The following is a 19,628-nucleotide window of genomic DNA, read 5'->3' as shown; positions in this document are numbered from 1 at the left end:
CATGAACGGCGCATCGCTTCGTCATCAGCAACCTCCAGTGCCCAGCCGCAAGCCGGTGCCCCGAGGTGCCAGCCGAATGGTGGCTAAAGAGCCGATGTCGGCGCGCCTGCCGAAAGCCAACTTTGGTTTTCTCAAAGCGCTGTTCTGGCCGGTGTTGCTGGTGGCGTTGGGCTTCGGCACTTACGAGGGCGCACAACGCCTGTTGCCGTATGCCGACCGGCCGATCACCAAAATCAGCGTGCAGGGCGACTTGAGCTACATCAGCCAGCAAGCGGTACAGCAGCGCATCGGCCCGTACCTGGCGGCGAGCTTTTTTACCATCGACCTGGCCGGTATGCGCGCAGAGCTGGAACAGATGCCGTGGATCGCTCACGCCGAAGTCCGCCGTGTATGGCCGGACCAGGTGACGATCCGCCTGGAAGAACAACTGCCCGTGGCCCGTTGGGGCGATGGCGCGCTGTTGAACAACCAGGGCCAGGCGTTTGCGCCGCGTGAAGTAGCCAACTATGAGCACCTGCCGCAGCTGTTCGGGCCGCAGCGGGCGCAGCAACAAGTGATGCAGCAGTACCAGGCGCTGAGCCAGATGCTGCGGCCATTGGGTTTCTCCATCGCACGCCTGGAATTGCGTGAGCGGGGCAGCTGGTTTTTGACGACCGGGGCAGGCAGTTCCGGCCCGGGCATCGAGTTGTTGCTGGGACGCGACCGCTTGGTGGAAAAGATGCGCCGCTTTATTGCCATCTACGACAAGACCTTGAAAGAACAGATTACGAACATTGCGAGCGTCGACCTGCGTTACGCCAACGGCCTGGCCGTCGGCTGGCGTGAACCAGCTGCGCCGACGACAGCCAAACCCGCTGTCGCGAAGAATTAAGAAGAGGCAGGACCCATGGCAAACGTGCAAAGCGGAAAAATGATCGTCGGTCTCGATATCGGCACCTCCAAAGTGGTGGCGCTGGTCGGCGAGGTCGGGGAAGACGGTGTGATCGAAATCGTCGGTATCGGCACGCATCCGTCCCGGGGCCTGAAGAAGGGCGTGGTGGTGAACATCGAGTCCACCGTGCAGTCGATCCAGCGCGCCATTGAAGAAGCGCAGCTGATGGCCGGTTGCCGGATTCACTCGGCGTTCGTCGGCGTGGCCGGCAACCATATCCGCAGCCTGAACTCCCACGGCATCGTGGCGATCCGCGACCGTGAAGTCAGCTCGGCCGACCTTGAGCGCGTACTCGACGCCGCCCAGGCCGTGGCGATCCCGGCTGACCAGCGCGTGCTGCACACCCTGCCGCAGGACTACGTGATCGACAACCAGGAAGGCGTACGTGAGCCGCTGGGCATGTCGGGCGTGCGCCTGGAAGCCAAGGTCCATGTGGTGACCTGCGCCGTCAACGCTGCACAGAACATTGAAAAATGCGTGCGCCGCTGCGGCCTGGAAATCGACGACATCATTCTCGAGCAGTTGGCTTCGGCCTACTCGGTACTCACCGACGACGAAAAAGAGCTGGGCGTGTGCCTGGTCGACATCGGCGGCGGCACCACCGACATCGCGATCTTCACCGAGGGTGCGATCCGTCACACCGCCGTGATCCCGATTGCCGGCGACCAGGTCACCAACGACATCGCCATGGCGCTGCGTACACCGACCCAGTACGCCGAAGAAATCAAGATTCGCTACGCCTGTGCCCTGGCCAAACTGGCCGGTGCCGGTGAAACCATCAAGGTGCCAAGCGTGGGCGACCGTCCACCGCGCGAGCTGTCGCGCCAGGCCCTGGCCGAAGTGGTCGAACCACGCTACGACGAGCTGTTCACCCTGATCCAGGCTGAACTGCGCCGCAGCGGTTACGAAGATTTGATCCCGGCCGGCATCGTGCTGACCGGTGGCACCTCGAAGATGGAAGGCGCGGTCGAACTGGCCGAGGAAATCTTCCATATGCCGGTGCGCCTGGGCGTGCCCCATGGCGTCAAAGGCCTGGGCGACGTGGTGCGCAACCCGATTTATTCCACCGGTGTGGGCTTGCTGTTGTACGGGCTGCAAAAGCAGACCGACGGCATTTCCCTGTCGGGCCCGAGCATCCGTGACAGCTACCGTGGCGGCGACGATGAAGCCAAAGCGCCGTTGTTCGAGCGGTTACAGGCTTGGGTAAAAGGCAATTTCTAAAGATTTACCGCAACACCGCAGTAAGTAGTAGGCGAAAAAACTAGAGAAAACGAAAGGAGAGGGAACATGTTCGAACTCGTAGACAACATCCCCGCAAGCCCGGTTATCAAAGTAATCGGTGTTGGCGGTGGCGGCGGCAACGCTGTCAATCACATGGTCAAGAGCAACATTGAAGGCGTTGAATTCATCTGCGCCAACACTGATGCCCAAGCGCTGAAAAGCATCGGCGCGCGGACCATCCTGCAATTGGGCACAGCCGTGACCAAGGGCCTCGGCGCTGGCGCCAACCCGGAAGTCGGCCGTCAAGCCGCGCTGGAAGACCGCGAGCGTATTGCTGAAGTGCTGCAAGGCACCAACATGGTGTTCATCACCACCGGCATGGGCGGCGGTACCGGTACCGGTGCTGCTCCGATCATTGCCGAAGTGGCCAAGGAAATGGGGATTCTGACCGTTGCTGTCGTGACGCGCCCGTTCCCGTTCGAAGGTCGCAAGCGTATGCAGATCGCCGACGAAGGTATCCGTCTGCTGTCTGAAAGCGTCGACTCGTTGATCACCATTCCCAACGAGAAGCTGCTGACCATCCTGGGCAAGGACGCCAGCCTGCTGTCGGCTTTCGCCAAGGCTGACGATGTACTGGCCGGTGCCGTTCGCGGTATCTCCGACATCATCAAGCGTCCAGGCATGATCAACGTCGACTTTGCCGACGTGCGTACCGTGATGAGCGAAATGGGCATGGCGATGATGGGCACTGGCTGCGCCAGCGGTCCGAACCGTGCACGCGAAGCCACTGAAGCGGCGATCCGCAACCCATTGCTCGAAGACGTGAACCTGCAAGGTGCACGCGGCATCCTGGTGAACATCACCGCCGGCCCTGACCTGTCCCTGGGTGAGTACTCCGACGTGGGTAGCATCATCGAAGCCTTCGCTTCCGAGCACGCGATGGTCAAGGTCGGTACCGTTATTGATCCGGACATGCGCGATGAACTGCACGTGACCGTGGTTGCTACCGGCCTGGGCGCAAAAATCGAGAAGCCTGTGAAGGTCATCGACAATACCGTTCATACCAGCCACAACAGCCACGCCAGCCAGCAAGCTGCCGCTCCAGCGCCTGCGCGCCAGGAACTGCCGTCTGTGAACTATCGTGACCTGGACCGTCCGACCGTGATGCGCAACCAGGCTCAGGCCGGTGCTGCGGCGTCCCGTAGCCTGAATCCGCAAGATGATCTGGACTATCTGGACATCCCGGCATTCTTGCGTCGTCAGGCCGATTAATGGAATGTATCAGGGCTATGAAGGTGATTGGTGTTCAGCAAAGGTCTGGTCTGTTATTATCGCCAGCCTTTGTTGATACCAGTTCGCAATTTGCGCTGAAGCGGTCCAAGCCATGATTAAACAACGCACCCTGAAGAATATTATCCGTGCCACAGGTGTAGGTCTGCACTCCGGGGAGAAGGTATACCTGACCCTCAAGCCCGCACCTGTCGACACCGGCATCGTGTTTGTTCGTGCCGACCTGGACCCTGTGGTGCAGATTCCTGCTCGCGCGGAAAATGTTGGCGAAACCACGATGTCGACCACGTTGGTCAACGGTGACGTCAAAGTGGACACGGTGGAGCACTTGCTCTCGGCCATGGCTGGCCTGGGCATCGATAACGCCTACGTCGAGCTCTCCGCGTCCGAAGTCCCCATCATGGATGGCAGCGCTGGACCCTTCGTATTCTTGATTCAATCTGCCGGCCTGGAAGAACAGGACGCAGCCAAGAAGTTCATTCGCATTCTGCGGGAAGTGACAGTAGAAGACGGCGACAAGCGCGCCACCTTCGTCCCGTTCGAAGGCTTTAAGGTGAGCTTTGAGATCGATTTCGATCACCCGGTATTCCGTGACCGCACCCAAAGTGCAAGCGTGGATTTTTCCAGCACTTCGTTCGTAAAAGAAGTCAGCCGCGCCCGTACCTTTGGTTTCATGAGTGACATCGAGTACCTGCGCAAGCACAACCTCGCACTCGGCGGCAGCGTTGAAAACGCCATTGTGGTCGACGCGGATGGTGTACTGAACGAAGACGGCCTTCGCTATGAAGACGAATTCGTGAAGCACAAGATCCTCGATGCAATCGGTGACCTCTACCTGCTGGGCAATAGCCTGATAGGCGAGTTCAAAGGCTTCAAGTCGGGCCACGCCCTTAACAACCAGCTGCTGCGCAAGTTGATTGAGCAGACAGACGCTTGGGAAGTCGTGACCTTCGAAGATGCCAGCACCGCACCGATCTCTTACATGCGTCCCGTTGCGGCGGTGTAAGTAACAACTCTCTTTCTTTAGTTTTGAAAGGCCACCTTCGGGTGGCCTTTTTTTATGCCGATCGTTCCGATCGTTCCCACGCTCCGCGCCGATCGTTCCCACGCTCCGCGTGGGAATACAGCCCTGGACGCTCCGCGTCCCGAAGCCAGACGCAGAGCGTCAGAAGAGGCATTCCCACGCGGAGCGTGGGAACGATCACCTAGCGGGCCGCAGCCTCCACAATCCGATTGCGCCCGGTGTGCTTGGCCTCATACAGCGCCTGATCGGCATTGAGCAGCAAATCCTCAAGGGACATGCGGCTGCGTTTTTGCCAGGTGCTCATGCCGATACTCACTGTAATAGGCTCTTCGGCAGCGGCCACTCGTGGCAAATGCTCGACACTGCTGCGGATGTGTTCGGCAATCAACCAGGCGCCTTTGGCGTCGGTATGTGGCAGCACCACCGCAAACTCTTCGCCACCGTAGCGCGCCGCCAGGTCAGCCGGGCGGCGGATGTTGTCTTCGATCACTTGGGCAACCGCGCGCAATGCCTCATCGCCGCCGTGATGGCCATGCAAGTCGTTGAAGGCCTTGAAGTGGTCCACGTCGATCATCAGCAGGCTCAGCGGCTCGGTCGAGCGTTGTGCGCGGTCCCATTCCAGGCGCAGGCGCTGGTCCAGAGTGCGGCGGTTGGCGAGGCCGGTGAGGGCGTCGGTGGCTGCCAGTTCTGACAGCACTTGCTCGGCGCGGTGGCGGCGGCGCAGCTCCTTGCTCAGCATCCAGGTCAGCCACAACAGGCCGATGCACAACACGCCCGTGGCCATGCTGACCAGCCACGCTGCACGCCGCCATGGGGCAAAGACCTCATCGCTGGACAACGCCACCGCGACAATTAACGGCAAGGTGCCCACATTCGAAAAACTATAAAGCCGTGGCTGGTTGTCGACGCTGGAGACGCCACGAAAGCTGCCATCGCGTTCACGCAGCATGCGCGCGACATTGGGGCGTTGGCTCAAGTCCTTGTCGATCATGTCCACTTCCAGCAGCGGTTGTTGCGCCAGCAGGATGCCTTGGTGGTTGATCAGGTTGATGGTGCCGTTGCCGCCGATGTTCAGGCTGCTGAACAGCTGTTGGAAGTACGACAGGCGCATCGAGGCCACCGCCACGCCTAGGAAGCGCCCGTCCGGCGATGACACGCGACGGCTGAATGCGATGCGCCACTGGTCATCACACACGCAACGGGCCAGGAATGGGCGGCTGATATACAGCCCCAGGTCGGGGTTTTTGCGGTGTACCTGAAAATAATCGCGATCGGCGAAGTTGCCGGTCTTGGGTGTGAGCAGCGAGGAGTCGGCGATCACTTCACCACTGGGGTCCAGCAACAGAATGTCGCCCTTGAAGGGGGCAGCGGCAGAGCGATCGAACAGCACCAGGTGGCGGATATTGGCGGACACACCCTGTAGGTCGCTGCGTTCGGTGGCGGCGATCAGGCCCTTGAGAGCCATGTCATAGAGTTCGACATTGCGCAGCACGTCGGCGTCGATCAGTTGAGTGATGTTATTGGCGGTGCGCTTGGCGGCCTGCAAGGTATTGGCGTGTTCACGAATCAGCAGCGCGGTGACGATCGCCACGATCAGGAAGACCGTGAGGCAACTGCCCAGGATCAGCAAGCGTTCCGGGCGACGGGTGGGTCGGTAGAGACTTGGGCTCATCGGGCGTACTTCCGCTTCGAGGATGCCAATAGCGTAGTAGGCAAACGCAGGTTTGGTGTGGGAGCTGGCTTGCCCGCGATGCAGGCACCTCGGTACATCTGCAACACCGCAGCGATGCTATCGCAGGCAAGCCAGCTCCCACACAAGCCAGCTCCCACACAAGCCCGCTCCCACATTAGCTATTTATCGTCAGGCAGATTTTGCTCAGAACACGTTAATCGGGTAATCCACGATCACACGGTATTCATCCACATCCCGGTCCACCGCCGAGTAGCCGTTGCCACCGCGGTTGGTTGCCCACTGCAGGCGCACGGCCAAGTCCTTGGCTTTGCCGCCTTGCACCACGTACTTCACGTCGATGTCACGTTCCCAGTGCTTGGCGTCTTTGCCGTCGGCGCTGTACCAGGCGCTGTAGCCACGGCTGTTGGGGTCGACCTTGGTCAGGTCGGTCTTGCCGCTGATATAGGACACGGCGGACGTCAGCCCAGGCACGCCGAGGCCTGCAAAGTCGTAGGCGTACTTGAGCTTCCACGAGCGCTCGTTGGGGCCGTTGAAGTCGGAGTATTGCTGGGAGTTGTCCAGGTACACGCTGTCGCCCTGGGTGATGTAGTCGAACGGCGTGTTGCCGTTGACCCGCTGGTACGCGGCAGTGACGCTGTGGTTGCCCACGCCCACGGTGAAATGCAGGCTGTAGGTGTTGTTGTCGATGCTGCCGAGCAACGACTGGCCGGTGTCCTGGGTGTGGTAGTAGTGCAGGCCCGGGTTGAGGCTGACCAAATCGTTCAGTGCGTAGGTGTAGTCCAGGTCGTAGTAATACTGGTGCCACACGTCCTTGAGTTCGGCAGCGTACAGGTTGCTGGTCAGGCCCGGGATGCCGCTGAAGGACACGCCGGCCCAGTTCAGATGCTGGCTGTCGGCGTTGGCGGGCAACGTACCGTAGCTGGTGCCGATACGCCGGTGACCGCTCTGGTTATAGAGCTTGGTAAAGCTGGCTTGGCCGCCTTCGAACATCCAGCCGTCGACGCTGTGGTTGGCCAGGCTCACGCCACGAAAAGTCTGCGGCAACATGCGGGTCATGCCGCCAGCGATCACCGGGTTGTTGAGAAACAGGTCGCCAGCTTTGAGTTCGGTGTCGAAGGCGCGCATTTTCAAGGTGCCGCCTGCGGTAGAGAACGAGCCGGGCGCTTTGCCGTTGCCGCTGCCGTAAGGCAGGATGCTGGAGCCGTCAGTGCCGCCGCCGCCATCGAGCTTGAGGCCGAGCATGGCATTGAGGTCCAGGCCAAAGCCGATGGTGCCCTGGGTATAGCCGGATTCAAATGTGCCGATGAAACCCTGGCCCCATTCTTTGCTGTCATCGGTGTGAATGTCGCGGCGGTCGCGGTTCATGTAGTAGTTGCGGGTGTTGATTTTGAGGCTAGAGCCTTCGACAAAACCGTCAGCGGGGGTCGAGTCTGCCGCGTGGGCAAAGGGGACGATCGTTGCTGCAATCGCGAGGAATAACGGGGTGAACGTCAGCGAGTTCTTCACCGGTGTAGCTCCTTTGGTCAATCGAAAACGGCCAATGTCGTGGGGGTGTGCCTGGCCTTTTTTTACGGCAAAAAAAAGCCGCTGAAGTCAGCGGCTTTAAACAGATTCCCAGTGTAGAGCCCTGGAAATAAGTCGAGGGAAATTCGGGTGAGCGGGAAGCTGCCTTGCCGTCGCGCTCATCGGTGCGTCAAAGTAACGCAGGTGAGCGGTGCGATATAGAGTGTAACAAGATAATGACTGTTGCCCAAACCGCAACAGTCAGGACGCTGGAGATCCAGTGTGGTAGCTGGCTTATGTAGTAGCTGGCTTATGTGGGATATGGCTTATGTGGGATATGGCTTGTGTGGGAGCTGGCTTGCCTGCGATAGCATCGCTGCGGTGTTGCAGATGTACCGAGGTGTCTGCATCGCAGGCAAGCCAGCTCCCACACAAGCCCGCTTGTGTCTTGAATTGTGATTAGGCTGAGGGTGAGTTAGACCGGCAGGGTAATGCCAAAAGTATTGCCACCGCCCTCACTGCGCACAAACACATCACCGCCGTGCATCAATGCAATCGCCTTGACGATCGCCAGCCCCAGCCCGTGATTTGCGCCGCTGTTACTGCGCGACGCGTCCACCCGGTAGAAGCGTTCAAACAAGCGTGGCAAATGTTCACGGGCGATCTCGTCGCCGGGGTTGGTCACTCCGATCGCCACCCACTGCTCCTGCACCTCAATGCTCACTTCGATGATCTGCCCCGGCGCAGTGTGCTGCACCGCATTGCTCAGCAAATTGATCAGCGCGCGGCGCAGGTGGGCTTTTTCGATGTGCACCATGGCATCGCCGCGCACGCGCACGTTGACTTGGGCGTCTTCGAGGATGAAGTCCAGGTAGTCGAGGGTGGTGGCGACTTCATCGGCCAGGGAGCTTTCGATCAGTTTGGTGGCCTTGCTGCCTTGGTCGGCGCTGGCCAGGAACAGCATGTCATTGATGATCGAGCGCAGGCGTTCCAACTCTTCGAGGTTCGATTGCAGCACCTCGAAGTAATGCTCGGCCGAACGACCACGGGTGAGTGCCACTTGGGTCTGGCCGATCAGGTTGGTCAGCGGCGAGCGCAGTTCATGGGCCACGTCGGCATTGAACGACTCCAGGCGCGAATATGCCTGTTCGACCCGATCCAGCGTGGAGTTGAACGAGTTGACGAACTGGCTCAGCTCCGGCGGCAAGGGCGACAACTGCAGGCGCCCGGAGAGTTTGGGCGGTGCGAGTTTTTGCGCTTCATCCGAGAGCTTGCCTAGCGGCTTGAGGCCGATACGCGAGACCCAAAAGCCCAACAGCGCCGCCAGCGCCACGCCGACACAGGCCAGGCCGATCAAGGCCATCAACAGATGGTGCTGAGTGGCGCGGAAGTTCTCGGTGTCGATGGCGATCATAAAACGTAGCGGCGGGCGTTGATCCTTGGCCGCGAACTGGCTGAGCAACACCTTGAACGGGTATTCATGCCCAGGCAGGCGCAAGTCGCGTTTGCCGGTCGGCCCTTGAGCGAATGCGCGGATCTGCGCGTCGGGGTTGCCGTATTCGTAGCTCGGGTCGCTGCTCACCACCCAAAAGCGGATACGTGGGTCTTCTTCGCCGAGCAACTTCAACTTGGCGGTGATTTTTGCCCAGTGGTCCGGTGTGCCAAAGCGGTTCACCGAGGATTCCAGCACGCTGTAGCGCGCATCCAGTTCGGCGCCCGGCAACAGGCCCAGGCCGCGATCCACTTGCTGGTACAGCGCGCCGCCGATCAACACGAAGATCAGCAGCGCCACCAGGGTGAACATGCCGCTCAGGCGCAGGGCGATGGAGTTAGCCGACACTTCTGCTCTCCAGCACATACCCCATGCCACGAATGGTGTGCAGCAACTTGTGTTCGAACGGCCCGTCGAGCTTGGCGCGCAGACGCTTGATCGCCACTTCCACCACATTCGCGTCGCTGTCGAAATTGATGTCCCAGACCATTTCCGCAATCGCGGTCTTGGACAGGATTTCACCCTGGCGCCGCGCCAGCACGCTGAGCAATGAGAACTCCTTGGCGGTCAGGTCCAGGCGCAGGCCGTTGCGGCTGGCCTTGCGGCTGATCAGGTCGATCCACAGGTCGGCCACGGTGACTTGCACCGGCTCATGCCCGCCGCTGCGGCGGGTCAGCGCTTGCAGGCGCGCCACCAGTTCGAGGAACGAAAACGGTTTGCCCAGATAATCATCGGCGCCTTCACGCAGGCCGCGAATGCGGTCTTCCACACGCTCGCGGGCGGTGAGCATGATCACCGGCGTCTGCTTGCGTGCCCGCAGTGCGCGCAACACACCAAAGCCGTCGAGGCCGGGCAGCATCACGTCGAGCACGATTACCGCGTAATCGTTCTCCAGCGCCAGGTGCAAACCCTCGACGCCTTCGCGGGCCACATCCACGGTGTAGCCTTGTTCGGTCAGACCACGGTGCAAGTAGTCTGCGGTTTTTTCTTCATCTTCAATAATCAGGACGCGCATGACCCCGCCTTTAGTGTGTGGTCGCCAGCGCCGGCGCTGGTTTGGGCCTGTGGAAAAACTTCTCAAGGTACAAGTATATGACCGGTGTGGTGAACAGCGTCAGCGCCTGGCTCACCAACAAGCCGCCGACTACCGCGATCCCCAGCGGCTGGCGCAATTCCGCGCCTGGCCCGGAACCCAGCATCAACGGCACTGCGCCGAGCAGGGCGGCGAGGGTGGTCATGATGATCGGCCGGAACCGTGTGACGCAGGCTTCATAAATCGCCTCTTCAGGTGGCAGCCCGCGCACGCGCTGGGCCTCCAGGGCAAAGTCGATCATCAGGATGCCGTTTTTCTTGACGATACCGATCAGCAGCACCAGCCCGATCAAGGCCATGATCGAAAAATCCTGGCCCAGCAGCCACAGCATGATCAACGCGCCCAAGCCCGCCGACGGCAAGGTGGAGATGATGGTCAGCGGGTGTACGAAGCTCTCATACAGCACACCCAGAATAATATAGACCGCCACCAGCGCCGCCAGGATCAGCCACGGTTGGCTGGCCAGCGAACTCTGGAACGCCTGGGCGGCACCCTGGAAGGTGCCGATCATGGTGGTCGGCATTCCGATCTCGTTCTTGGCCTGGTTGAGCATGATCACCGCATCGCCCAATGCCACGCCGGGTGCCAGGTTGAACGACAGGTTGGCCGCCGGGAACATGCCGTCATGGCTGATGGACAACGGCCCCACGCTGGGCGGGTCGACCTTGGCCAGTGCCGACAGCGGCACCATCTCGTTGGTCAACGGTGAGCGCAGGTAAAAGTAGTTCAGGCTTTCGGCCTTGCCGCGCTGTTGAGTATCGAGTTCCAGCACCACTTGGTACTGGTTGATCTCGGTCTGGAATTCGTTGATCTGGCGCTGGCCGAACGCGTCATACAGCGCCTGGTCGACATCTGTGGCGGTGAGGCCAAAGCGTGCCGCCGCCTGCCGATCGATGCTGATATGGGTGATGCTGCCGCCCAGTTGCAGGTCGTTGGAAAGGTCGCGAAAGGCCGGGTTGGCGCGCAGTTTTTCGGTCAGGCGTTGGGTCCAGGTATTGAGCGTCGGGCCGTCGTTGCTCTTGAGCACATATTGATACTGGGCGCGGCTTGGGCCGGAACTCAAGTTGATGTCCTGGCCGGCGCGCAGGTACAAGACGATGCCTGGCACCTTGGCCAGTTTGGGGCGGATGCGGTCGATGAACTGGCTGGCGGACACATCGCGATCACCGCGGTCCTTCAAGGCGATCCAGAAACGCCCGTTGGCGATGGTCTGGTTGCTGCCGGTCACGCCCACCGAGTGGGAAAACGCTTCGACTGCCGGGTCGTCCTTGACGATCTCGGCCAGGGCCTTGTGCTTGGCGACCATGTCCGGGTACGACACGTCGGCCGCCGCCTCGCTGGTGCCGAGTACAAAGCCGGTGTCTTGCACCGGGAAGAACCCCTTGGGGATAAACACGTAGCCGACCACGGCCAACGCCAGGGTCACCATGAAGATCGCCGCCATGCTGCGTTGATGCGCCAGCGCGCGGCGCAGGTTGCGCGCGTAGCCGGCGAGCAGGCGCTCGCTGAAACCCGGTTTGTCATGGGCATGATGAGTCGGCGCGCGCATGAACAGCGCGGCCAATGTCGGCGCCAATGTCAGCGAAACCACCACCGAAATCAGGATGGTCGAGGTGGCCGTCAGCGCAAACTCCTTGAACAGCCGCCCGACCACGCCGCCCATGAATAGCAGCGGAATAAACGCCGCCACCAGCGAGAAGCTGATGGACACCACGGTAAAACCGATCTCGCCGGAGCCCTTGATCGCCGCCTCGCGTTTATCCAGGCCCGCCTCCAGGTGACGGTGAATGTTCTCCACCACCACGATGGCATCGTCGACCACAAAGCCTACCGCGATCACGATCGCCACCAGCGTGAGGTTGTTCAAGCTGAAGCCGAGCACATACATCAGCGCGAAGCTGGCGATCAGCGACACGCCGAGCACGCTGGACACAATCAGCGTGGCTGACAATTGGCGCAGGAACAGCGCCATCACCGCCACCACCAGCAAGATAGCGATCAGCAGCGTCACTTCCACTTCATGCAAGGACGCGCGGATGGTCTTGGTGCGGTCGGTCAACACGCTGACCTGCACCGAGGCCGGCAGCATGCCTTCCAGGCGCGGCAGCTCGGCTTGAATGCGGTCCACGGTCTCGACAATGTTGGCGCCGGGCTGGCGCGAAATCACCAGGTTGACCCCGGGCGTATCACCGGACCAGGCCTGTACGTAGGCGTTTTCCGAACCGTTGACGACTTTGGCAATGTCACGCAGTTGCACCGGCGCGCCGTTCTTGTAGGAAACGATCAGTTGGCCGTATTCCTCCGGGTGAAACAGCTGGTCATTGGTCGATAACGTCGACACGCTGTTCTCGCCGTAAATCGCACCTTTGGCCAGGTTCAGGCTTGACTGCTGGATCGCCAGGCGCACGTCGGCGAGGGTCAGGCCGATGGCCGCGAGTTTGTCCGGTGAAGCTTGTACGCGAATCGCCGGGCGTTGCTGGCCGGTGATGTTGATCTGGCCGACGCCGTCAATCTGGCTGATCTGGCGCGCCAGCAGGGTTTCTACATAGTCGCTCAACTCGGTGCTGGGCATGCTGTCGGAACTGACGCTGAGGATCAGCACCGGGCTGTCCGCCGGGTTGACCTTCTTCCAGGTCGGCAGGCTCGGCATGTCACTGGGCAGTTTGCCGGAGGCGGTGTTGATCGCCGCCTGCACTTCCTGCGCGGCGGTGTCGATGCTTTTGTTCAGGGTGAACTGCAGGGTCAGCAGGCTTGAGCCCAAGGCGCTGCTGGAGGTCATCTGGGTCATGCCGGGGATGGCGCTGAATTGCACCTCCAAAGGCGTGGCCACGGATGAGGCCATGGTGTCCGGGCTGGCGCCGGGCAAGGTGGCGCTGACCTGGATGGTCGGGAATTCCGCTTCCGGCAGCGGCGCCACGGCCAGGCGCGGGAAGGCAATCAGCCCCAACAGCACCAGGGCAAAGGTCAGCAGCAGGGTGGCAACCGGGTGGTCGACGCACCAGGCGGACGGCGAACGGCTGCCGCTCATGGTTGCACCTTGGCTTGGGCGGTCTGGATCACTTGCGGTGGCTCTTTGAGCACTTCGATCTGCGCACCGGCCTTGAGCCGCGACTGGCCATCGCTGACCAGCACATCACCGGCTTGCACGCCTTTGATGATGTTCACGTCGCTGTCCTGATACGCCACCTGCACCGGCACGATCTCAACCTTGTCACCGTTGACGCGGTACACAAAATGCGCGTCGAGCCCACGTTGCACCACGGTCGGCGGCACCACCAGCGCATTTTTGTCGAGGGCGGTCTGGATCTTGATCGTCACCAGTTGCCCCGGCCACAGGCGCTGCGAAGCGTTGTTGAATTCAGCCTTGGCGCGCAGGGTGCCGGTGGTGGAGCTGATCTGGTTGTCGATCAGGCTCAGGTGGCCTTCACCGAGCAGGTCGCCGGTCTGGCCGTCGGTGTCGGCGCCCATGTAGGCATCGACGCTGGCTTGGGTAGGCGCGGCGATCAAGCCTTGCAGGGTTGGCAGCATTTGTTGCGGCAGCGAGAACTCCACGGCGATCGGATCGATTTGCGTCACCGAGAACAAGCCTTGGGTATCACTCATACGCAGGAAGTTGCCTTCATCCACGGTGCGAATCCCGACACGGCCGGTGACCGGCGAGCGAATCTGAGTGTAGGAAAGCTGTACCTGGGCCGAATCAATCGCAGCCTGATTACCTTGCGCCGTGGCCTTGAGCTGGTTGACCAGCGCTTGTTGCTGGTCATAGGTCTGCTTGGACACGCCGTCGTCGACGCTCAGCTCTTTGTAGCGTTTGAGGTTCACCAACGCCACTTGCAGTTGTGCCTGGCTTTCGCCCAGTTGTGCCTTGGCCTGGTCGAGGCTGGCGCGGATCGAGCGGTCGTCGATGGTCGCCAGCAGGTCACCGGCCTTGACCAGTTGGCCTTCCTTGACCAGCAGCTTGGTGAGGATGCCGTCGATTTGCGGGCGGATTACCACGCTGTGCAATGACAGCACCGAGCCGATACCGCTGACAAATCGAGGAATGTCCTGCTGTGTGACGCTCACCACCCGCACCGGGATGGCAGTGGACACCGCCAGTTTGGTTTTGGCCGGTCGGTTGAAGGCCCAGGCTGCAATTGCCACGACCACCAGGGCACCCACGATCAGGGCGGTTTTTCGTTGAATGTGCATGGGGTGGGGCGCCGGGGCAAAGGGTTGGGAGAGTGATCGTTCTTTATAGCCCGCCAACCCGGTCAGCACGGTGACTGCTAACTGACAGCGCTGTCAGTAAAGTCCGACCATTCGTAACGGCGGTGGTTAAAGATCAGAGGCGCGCAGGTATACTGCGCGCCAGCGTGGCCCGCAAGTCGGCCACTGCCTCATTTTATGTACGCCCCGGAGCTTCCATGACTTCCCCGACACAACCCCCTGTTGAAGCGGCCGACCTCGTCGATCCGGCCGACGCTCAAAGCGTTGAAAAAGCCGAGATCCCGGCGTTCAAGTTTCCGTTCAAACCGGGTGAACTGGCCGGGGCCAAAAATGCCGCCCAGCCTTGGTACAAGAATGGCGCCAAGAACGGCCACACCAAGTCGCCAGGCATGGCGCCGCCGGGCACTCGCCGCTCGATGGGTAAACGCTGAGAATAGAACGACAAGCGTTTTATCAGTCGTGGCCTACAACCCCTGCTGATATTTCTGATTGAAGACCCACGACCGTTTCTAGAAAGCTTGCACAGCCTTGATTCCATCCCGACCGTTCAGATCGGGCGGGTGGCCAAGGCTGGTCTTTCTGGAAAAGGATGTTTCCCGTGGCTCTGATACCCCTGTGTGCAGCACTTGCCCTATTGCTGTCGATCGACGCCGTGGCCGACGATGATCAACCCCGGCGCGAAATCCGCTTCGCCGTTGCCGCGCAGTTCCCGCCCTTTCAGAGTCGTAGCCCGCAAGGTCAACTGGTGGGCTTGAACATCGACTTGGGCAATGCCCTGTGTACACAGTTGAATGTGCGCTGTACCTGGGTCGATCAGGTGTTTGTGGAAAATTTCCCGGCCCTTGAAGCCCGGCAGTTCGACGCAATCATGGGCATGGCCGCCACCTCGGGGCGCCGCCGGTGGGTGGGGTTCACCGATAGCCTCTACCCCTTTACCACGCGTCTGGTGGCCCACAAAGACTCCGGTTTGTTACCCGACCCACGCTCGCTCAAGGGTAAGCGCGTCGGTGTCCTGCTGGGCAGCAACCGCGAAGCCTTTGCGCGGTCGCAGTGGGCACCGGCGGGCGTCATCATCAAGAGTTTCTGGCTCAATGACGAACTGGCCCGCAGCCTGGTGGCCGGCAGCATCGATGCGACGCTGCAAGGCACTGTGGAGATTCGCAGGGCGCTGCTCGACACCCCGGATGGCCAGGATTTCGACTTCATGGGGCCGGCCTTGTCCGGCGAACTGTTGGGCAACGGCATTGCCATTGCCGTGCGCAAGTTTGATTCCAGCTTGCGCAACGACCTCAATCATGCCCTTGAACAGCTGATGCACAACGGTGAATACCAGCGGATTCTGGCGCCTTATCAATTGGATGAGCCGCCCTCCAATCAATGATGGGCAATTAATTGTGCGGGCACTGCCGACTCTTCCAATCGTGCGGCTATCGCCGTAAAGAACTGCTGAGGGTGCCGCATAACCTGCTGCGCCATCCGGATATACCATCGGCCGCGTTTGCGCAGACTCGCCAGTTGGCGCAGGCGTTCCGGGGTCGACGGCGTTAGCGGAAAAGATTCGGCTACTATGAGTTTGGGATTATTCCTACTCAACAAACAGGCGTGTCGTAGTGATAGACCGGTTAGTGCTTGTTAGAACGTCTTGCGCGTCAGGGTCGCAAACCATGATTGAGCCCTGAGCGCCGCACGCCACTATTTGCACAGGACAGGTTTATGACTACGGTAGGACGAATACTAGCGCTTGCTCTGATTACGTTGGCCGGGAGCGGATGTGCTGTCGCGCCGTCACCCGAAAACCCATGGAAGGAGATACGTTTTGGGGTTGAGGCGGATGTAAAACCCTTTGAATACCGCAATGCACAAGGCGAGCTTGTGGGGCTGGATATCGAGTTGGGCAACGCGCTTTGCGCGGAACTCAATGCGCGCTGTGTATGGGTTGATCAGCCTTATGCAACCAATATTACGGCGCTGCAAGCCAACCGTTTCGATGCAATCATGCCGATGACGCCCACACCGGCGCGGCGTGAAATAATCGACTTTACAGACATTCTCTATCCCCTCGAAAGCCGCTTGGTAGCCCGCAGCGGCTCTGACCTGCTGCCCAATCCCAGCTCGCTCAAAGGCAAGCGTGTCGGCGTTTTGGCAGGCACCAGCCGTGAAGCCTTCGCCAGGGCACGCTGGGCTCCTCAAGGCGTGACGGTGCGCAGCTTCAACCTCAATGGTGAGTTGATCACCAGCTTGTTGGCGGGTGAACTTGATGCGACCTTGCAGAACACCATCGAAATCAACGAAGCGCTGCTGAACACCCCCCAGGGCGCAGCGTTTGCCTTCGCCGGGCCAACGGTGGTTGATGAGATGCTCGGTGGCGGTGTCGCCATCGCCACTCGCAAGGCCACGCCTGATCTGACAGCAGCGCTGAACAAGGCCCTGCAGCGCTTGAAAGACAACGGCAAGTACCTGGCGATCACTCAGCCTTATCTGGCGCCCGCCGCCGGAAGCACTGAACCGGCCAAGATGATTTACACGCCGGCCGAGGGTGGCTTGCCATTTTCACAAACCGTGCAAGTAGGCAAAACGCTCTACCTCTCAGGGCTGCTAGGGCTCGATAAAAACGGCAAACTGGTGCGCGGAGGCATTCGCACAGAAACTGCCCAGGCTCTGGAAACCCTGCGTAGCACGCTGAAGGGCAAGGGGTTGGGAATGGACAGAGTGGCCAAGTGCACGGTGATTCTTGCCGATATCAAAGACTTTTCAGCGATGAACACCGTCTATGCCAGCTACTTCCCCGCCGACCGTCTGCCTGCCCGCACAACCTTTGCGGCGGGCAAACTGTTGAACAATGCGCGGATAGAAATCGAGTGCCTGGCCAGCCTCTGACGTTGCCGGTCTAGGAGGCCTGCAACGAAATAAACGCGTAGTTGGCCGGCACCTGGGTTGCGATCTGGGCGCCGGCATCCAGCAGTTGTTCGGCGATGTCCATTCCGGAGACATGAAAGACCCACTCACTGGCCATGGTTGGCTGGCCCGCCGCCAATTCGATCGCCTGGGCAAACGCGCCCATATCCGGCAAATACGCGGTAAACCCATCGCCCTTGAGCGCCGTGGTACGAATACCCAGCAAGGCGCACACGGCCTCCTTGGTCTGTACATCGTCACGGTCGGCCTGGCGTGAGCGGCGGATCAGCTCAGCCAGCTCTGCATCCATCAACTCACCGCCGACGATCAGCGCCGGCCCCTGTTCCCAGGACTCCGGCGGGCATTCCTTGGCAGCGGGGTTCAAGGGAATGTGCGGGTTGATTTCCATCGGGTAGATGCGACACACCAAGGGGCGACGCTCATAGATGCCACACCGGTTGTCTTCGTCAAGATTCCGGCAACGCCCGGCGTTGTAGGCGGCAAAGGTGATTGCCACAAACGCCTCGGTATTGCCGCTCGGCACTACCACTGAACGGCGTTCGGCATGCTCGCGTTGTTGCACCGGCAAGCCCAGGCCGCTGCCGAGAAAACCTTCCACCAGCACGATGACATTACCGCCGTCAGCCGCCCAACTGCGGGCTTCTTCGAGGGTCAGAGGAACATGATGGTCGCTGCAGCATTTGCCGCAACCCACGCAGGAAAAGTGAGTGTTCATGGAGGATCTGTCACCAGGCAAGGTCAGAGGGCACTCTTGAACGGTGACGGGTTTTTGCCTCTATTCACTGTTCAGGCTCAGTGGAAGCAAGTTATGCGCCAGTGCCTGTCAGTCTTTGGGCACCTGGTCGCGCAGCACAAACACCATGCCGGCACTTTCGTACAACTGTCGGGCGCGTTGGTTGCTTTCCAGTACCTTCAGGTCCACATAGGGCTCGCCGCGTTGCTTGAACACGTGGAAGGTGTGCAGCAACAAGGCACGCCCCAGCCCTTGGCCTTGGGCGCAGGGATGGATCGAGAGGTTCTTGATAAACGCGCTGGTCCAGCACTGGGCCACGCCAAGAATGCCGTCTGCGTTACTGGCTACCAGGCATAGCGTGGGGTCGAATTCTGCGTCGGTGATGAACTGCCGACGCCATTCTTCCAGGCTGGCGACACGGCCGCCGCCCTGTTCCTGGGTCATGCGCAATACGGCATGGATGGCTGGGGCCAGCTCATCGCGGTAATGATCCAGCCGGGTATTGGCCGGCCACAGCGGTGCAGGCAGGCTGGCGGTAAGGTCACGGCGCAGCAGTTGAAAATATTCCGCCACCGCTTACAGACCCTTTTGCGCCACAGTGTGCGCGGCAACCACCAGGCATTTGGTCAGCTCGGGCGACGAGAACTTGGTGAGCACCGCGTCGGCACCCGCCAGGCGGGCTTTTTCGCTGTTCATCGCGCTGTCCAACGAGGTGTGCAGCAGCACGTAAAGCTCCTGGAAGTCCGGGGTTTCGCGCAGGGTGCGGGTGAGGGCGTAACCGTCCATTTCGGACATCTCGATGTCCGACACCACCACATTGATCTGCTCGCCCGTGCCTTGCAGCTCCAGCAGCACATCAATGGCTTCCTTGGCACTGCGCGCGGTGTGGCACGTCAGGCCGAGGTTGCGCAGGGTGTGTACCGATTGCTGCAGCGCCACCTGGCTGTCGTCCACCACCAGGATTCGCGCATTGCCGAGTACTTCGGCTTCTTCCATGGTCAAGTCGGTCGGCGCCGCTTCAATCGGTGCCGGGGCAATGCCGTGGATGACCTTTTCGATGTCCAGCACCTGCACCAGGCCGCCTTCGACCTGGGTCACGCCGGTGATAAACGAGCGATTGCCGCCGGAGCCATAGGGTGGCGGGCGGATGTCGGTGGTCAGGCAGTGCACGATCTTGCTCACTGCCTGCACATGCAGGCCCTGCTTGGAACGGCTGACGTCGGTGACGATCAGGCAGCCACCGTTCGGGTCTTGCAGCGGCATTTCGCCAAGGGCGCGGCTCAAGTCGATCACCGACAGCGAGGCACCGCGCAGGGTGGCGATGCCTTTGACGTGAGGGTGCGACTCCGGCAGCTTGGTCAGCGGCGGGCAGGGGATGATTTCACTGACTTTGAGCAGGTTGATGGCCATCAGCTTGCCGCTGCGCAAGGTAAAGAGCAGAAGCGAGAGTGAATCTGCGCGGGCTTTGGTGGTGGACATAAAAACCTTCTGTGGATCAGGGATGACGATCTATAGAGGGTTAT

Annotated in this window: 16 protein-coding genes; 7 read left to right on the top strand and 9 right to left on the bottom strand. The window is 60.6% G+C overall.

The window, feature by feature from the left end:
• The first annotated feature begins 1 nt into the window (after position 1).
• The 4 genes from P5706_RS27710 to lpxC all read left to right on the top strand — a co-directional run bounded on the left by P5706_RS27710 (position 2) and on the right by lpxC (position 4,448).
• Positions 2–871 (top strand): cell division protein FtsQ/DivIB, encoded by an 870-nt coding sequence (locus tag P5706_RS27710; RefSeq protein WP_017138182.1) that lies wholly within the window; start codon positions 2–4, stop codon positions 869–871.
• A gap of 15 nt (positions 872–886) precedes the next feature.
• Positions 887–2,152, top strand: a complete 1,266-nt coding sequence (ftsA, locus tag P5706_RS27705; RefSeq protein WP_017138181.1) for a cell division protein FtsA — start codon at positions 887–889, stop codon at positions 2,150–2,152.
• Between the two features lie 66 nt (positions 2,153–2,218).
• Positions 2,219–3,424, top strand: coding sequence for a cell division protein FtsZ (ftsZ, locus tag P5706_RS27700; protein ID WP_056858975.1), 1,206 nt, complete (start codon positions 2,219–2,221; stop codon positions 3,422–3,424).
• Between the two features lie 112 nt (positions 3,425–3,536).
• The gene (gene lpxC, locus P5706_RS27695; protein ID WP_003171886.1) at positions 3,537–4,448 is read left to right on the top strand and encodes a UDP-3-O-acyl-N-acetylglucosamine deacetylase; all 912 of its coding nucleotides are present in this window, start codon (positions 3,537–3,539) and stop codon (positions 4,446–4,448) included.
• 199 nt (positions 4,449–4,647) lie between these two features.
• Here lpxC and P5706_RS27690 read toward each other — a convergent pair whose 3' ends face one another.
• The 6 genes from P5706_RS27690 to P5706_RS27665 form a co-directional block, all read right to left on the bottom strand.
• On the bottom strand, positions 4,648–6,138 hold the full coding sequence (locus tag P5706_RS27690) for a diguanylate cyclase (protein WP_285683327.1): 1,491 nt from the start codon (positions 6,136–6,138) through the stop codon (positions 4,648–4,650).
• 204 nt (positions 6,139–6,342) lie between these two features.
• Positions 6,343–7,665, bottom strand: coding sequence for an OprD family porin (locus P5706_RS27685; protein WP_200430839.1), 1,323 nt, complete (start codon positions 7,663–7,665; stop codon positions 6,343–6,345).
• A gap of 472 nt (positions 7,666–8,137) precedes the next feature.
• Positions 8,138–9,502 (bottom strand): heavy metal sensor histidine kinase, encoded by a 1,365-nt coding sequence (locus tag P5706_RS27680; RefSeq protein ID WP_285683324.1) that lies wholly within the window; start codon positions 9,500–9,502, stop codon positions 8,138–8,140.
• Entirely contained in the window at positions 9,492–10,169 is a 678-nt protein-coding gene (locus P5706_RS27675; protein ID WP_017138176.1) for a heavy metal response regulator transcription factor, read from the bottom strand. Before P5706_RS27675 ends, P5706_RS27680 begins: the two co-directional genes overlap by 11 nt.
• Before the next feature lie 10 nt (positions 10,170–10,179).
• Positions 10,180–13,275 (bottom strand): multidrug efflux RND transporter permease subunit, encoded by a 3,096-nt coding sequence (locus tag P5706_RS27670; protein WP_200430841.1) that lies wholly within the window; start codon positions 13,273–13,275, stop codon positions 10,180–10,182.
• Positions 13,272–14,438, bottom strand: coding sequence for an efflux RND transporter periplasmic adaptor subunit (locus P5706_RS27665; protein ID WP_138816780.1), 1,167 nt, complete (start codon positions 14,436–14,438; stop codon positions 13,272–13,274). The genes P5706_RS27670 and P5706_RS27665 overlap by 4 nt, the downstream gene beginning before the upstream one ends.
• A 215-nt stretch (positions 14,439–14,653) precedes the next feature.
• Between P5706_RS27665 and P5706_RS27660 the strand changes: the two genes are divergently transcribed.
• The 3 genes from P5706_RS27660 (at position 14,654) to P5706_RS27650 (ending at position 17,333) form a co-directional block, all read left to right on the top strand.
• Positions 14,654–14,887 carry a hypothetical protein gene (locus P5706_RS27660; protein ID WP_056858969.1) on the top strand — a complete coding sequence of 78 codons (234 nt, stop codon included), beginning with the start codon at positions 14,654–14,656 and terminating at the stop codon, positions 14,885–14,887.
• Between the two features lie 167 nt (positions 14,888–15,054).
• Positions 15,055–15,837: a transporter substrate-binding domain-containing protein gene (locus P5706_RS27655; protein ID WP_200430842.1), complete on the top strand. Its 783-nt coding sequence runs from the start codon at positions 15,055–15,057 to the stop codon at positions 15,835–15,837.
• A 332-nt stretch (positions 15,838–16,169) separates the two neighbouring features.
• Complete coding sequence (locus P5706_RS27650) at positions 16,170–17,333, top strand: transporter substrate-binding domain-containing protein (RefSeq protein ID WP_200430843.1); 1,164 nt, start codon at positions 16,170–16,172, stop codon at positions 17,331–17,333.
• Positions 17,334–17,343: 10 nt separating this feature from the next.
• Here P5706_RS27650 and P5706_RS27645 read toward each other — a convergent pair whose 3' ends face one another.
• From P5706_RS27645 to P5706_RS27635, 3 genes are all read right to left on the bottom strand, one after another.
• Positions 17,344–18,087: a YkgJ family cysteine cluster protein gene (locus tag P5706_RS27645; RefSeq protein ID WP_200430844.1), complete on the bottom strand. Its 744-nt coding sequence runs from the start codon at positions 18,085–18,087 to the stop codon at positions 17,344–17,346.
• 108 nt (positions 18,088–18,195) lie between these two features.
• Positions 18,196–18,678 carry a GNAT family N-acetyltransferase gene (locus P5706_RS27640; RefSeq protein WP_200430845.1) on the bottom strand — a complete coding sequence of 161 codons (483 nt, stop codon included), beginning with the start codon at positions 18,676–18,678 and terminating at the stop codon, positions 18,196–18,198.
• Positions 18,679–18,681: 3 nt separating this feature from the next.
• On the bottom strand, positions 18,682–19,584 hold the full coding sequence (locus P5706_RS27635; protein WP_285683318.1) for a chemotaxis protein CheV: 903 nt from the start codon (positions 19,582–19,584) through the stop codon (positions 18,682–18,684).
• Positions 19,585–19,628: the final 44 nt, after the last annotated feature.

Origin of the sequence: Pseudomonas sp. ChxA (genome assembly GCF_030263855.1) — a bacterium.
In the GTDB taxonomy this organism is placed as follows: Bacteria; Pseudomonadota; Gammaproteobacteria; order Pseudomonadales; family Pseudomonadaceae; genus Aquipseudomonas; species Aquipseudomonas fluorescens_CB.
The sequence above is the reverse complement of the archived record's forward strand: the minus strand, read 5'-3'. Positions and strand labels throughout refer to the sequence as shown.

Coding starts and splice junctions, on each gene's coding strand:
- P5706_RS27710 (WP_017138182.1), top strand. CDS start 2: ATGAACGGCGCATCGCTTCGTCATCAGCAACCTCCAGTGCCCAGCCGC.
- ftsA (WP_017138181.1), top strand. CDS start 887: ATGGCAAACGTGCAAAGCGGAAAAATGATCGTCGGTCTCGATATCGGC.
- ftsZ (WP_056858975.1), top strand. CDS start 2,219: ATGTTCGAACTCGTAGACAACATCCCCGCAAGCCCGGTTATCAAAGTA.
- lpxC (WP_003171886.1), top strand. CDS start 3,537: ATGATTAAACAACGCACCCTGAAGAATATTATCCGTGCCACAGGTGTA.
- P5706_RS27690 (WP_285683327.1), bottom strand. CDS start 6,138: ATGAGCCCAAGTCTCTACCGACCCACCCGTCGCCCGGAACGCTTGCTG.
- P5706_RS27675 (WP_017138176.1), bottom strand. CDS start 10,169: ATGCGCGTCCTGATTATTGAAGATGAAGAAAAAACCGCAGACTACTTG.
- P5706_RS27670 (WP_200430841.1), bottom strand. CDS start 13,275: ATGAGCGGCAGCCGTTCGCCGTCCGCCTGGTGCGTCGACCACCCGGTT.
- P5706_RS27665 (WP_138816780.1), bottom strand. CDS start 14,438: ATGCACATTCAACGAAAAACCGCCCTGATCGTGGGTGCCCTGGTGGTC.
- P5706_RS27660 (WP_056858969.1), top strand. CDS start 14,654: ATGACTTCCCCGACACAACCCCCTGTTGAAGCGGCCGACCTCGTCGAT.
- P5706_RS27650 (WP_200430843.1), top strand. CDS start 16,170: ATGACTACGGTAGGACGAATACTAGCGCTTGCTCTGATTACGTTGGCC.
- P5706_RS27645 (WP_200430844.1), bottom strand. CDS start 18,087: ATGAACACTCACTTTTCCTGCGTGGGTTGCGGCAAATGCTGCAGCGAC.
- P5706_RS27635 (WP_285683318.1), bottom strand. CDS start 19,584: ATGTCCACCACCAAAGCCCGCGCAGATTCACTCTCGCTTCTGCTCTTT.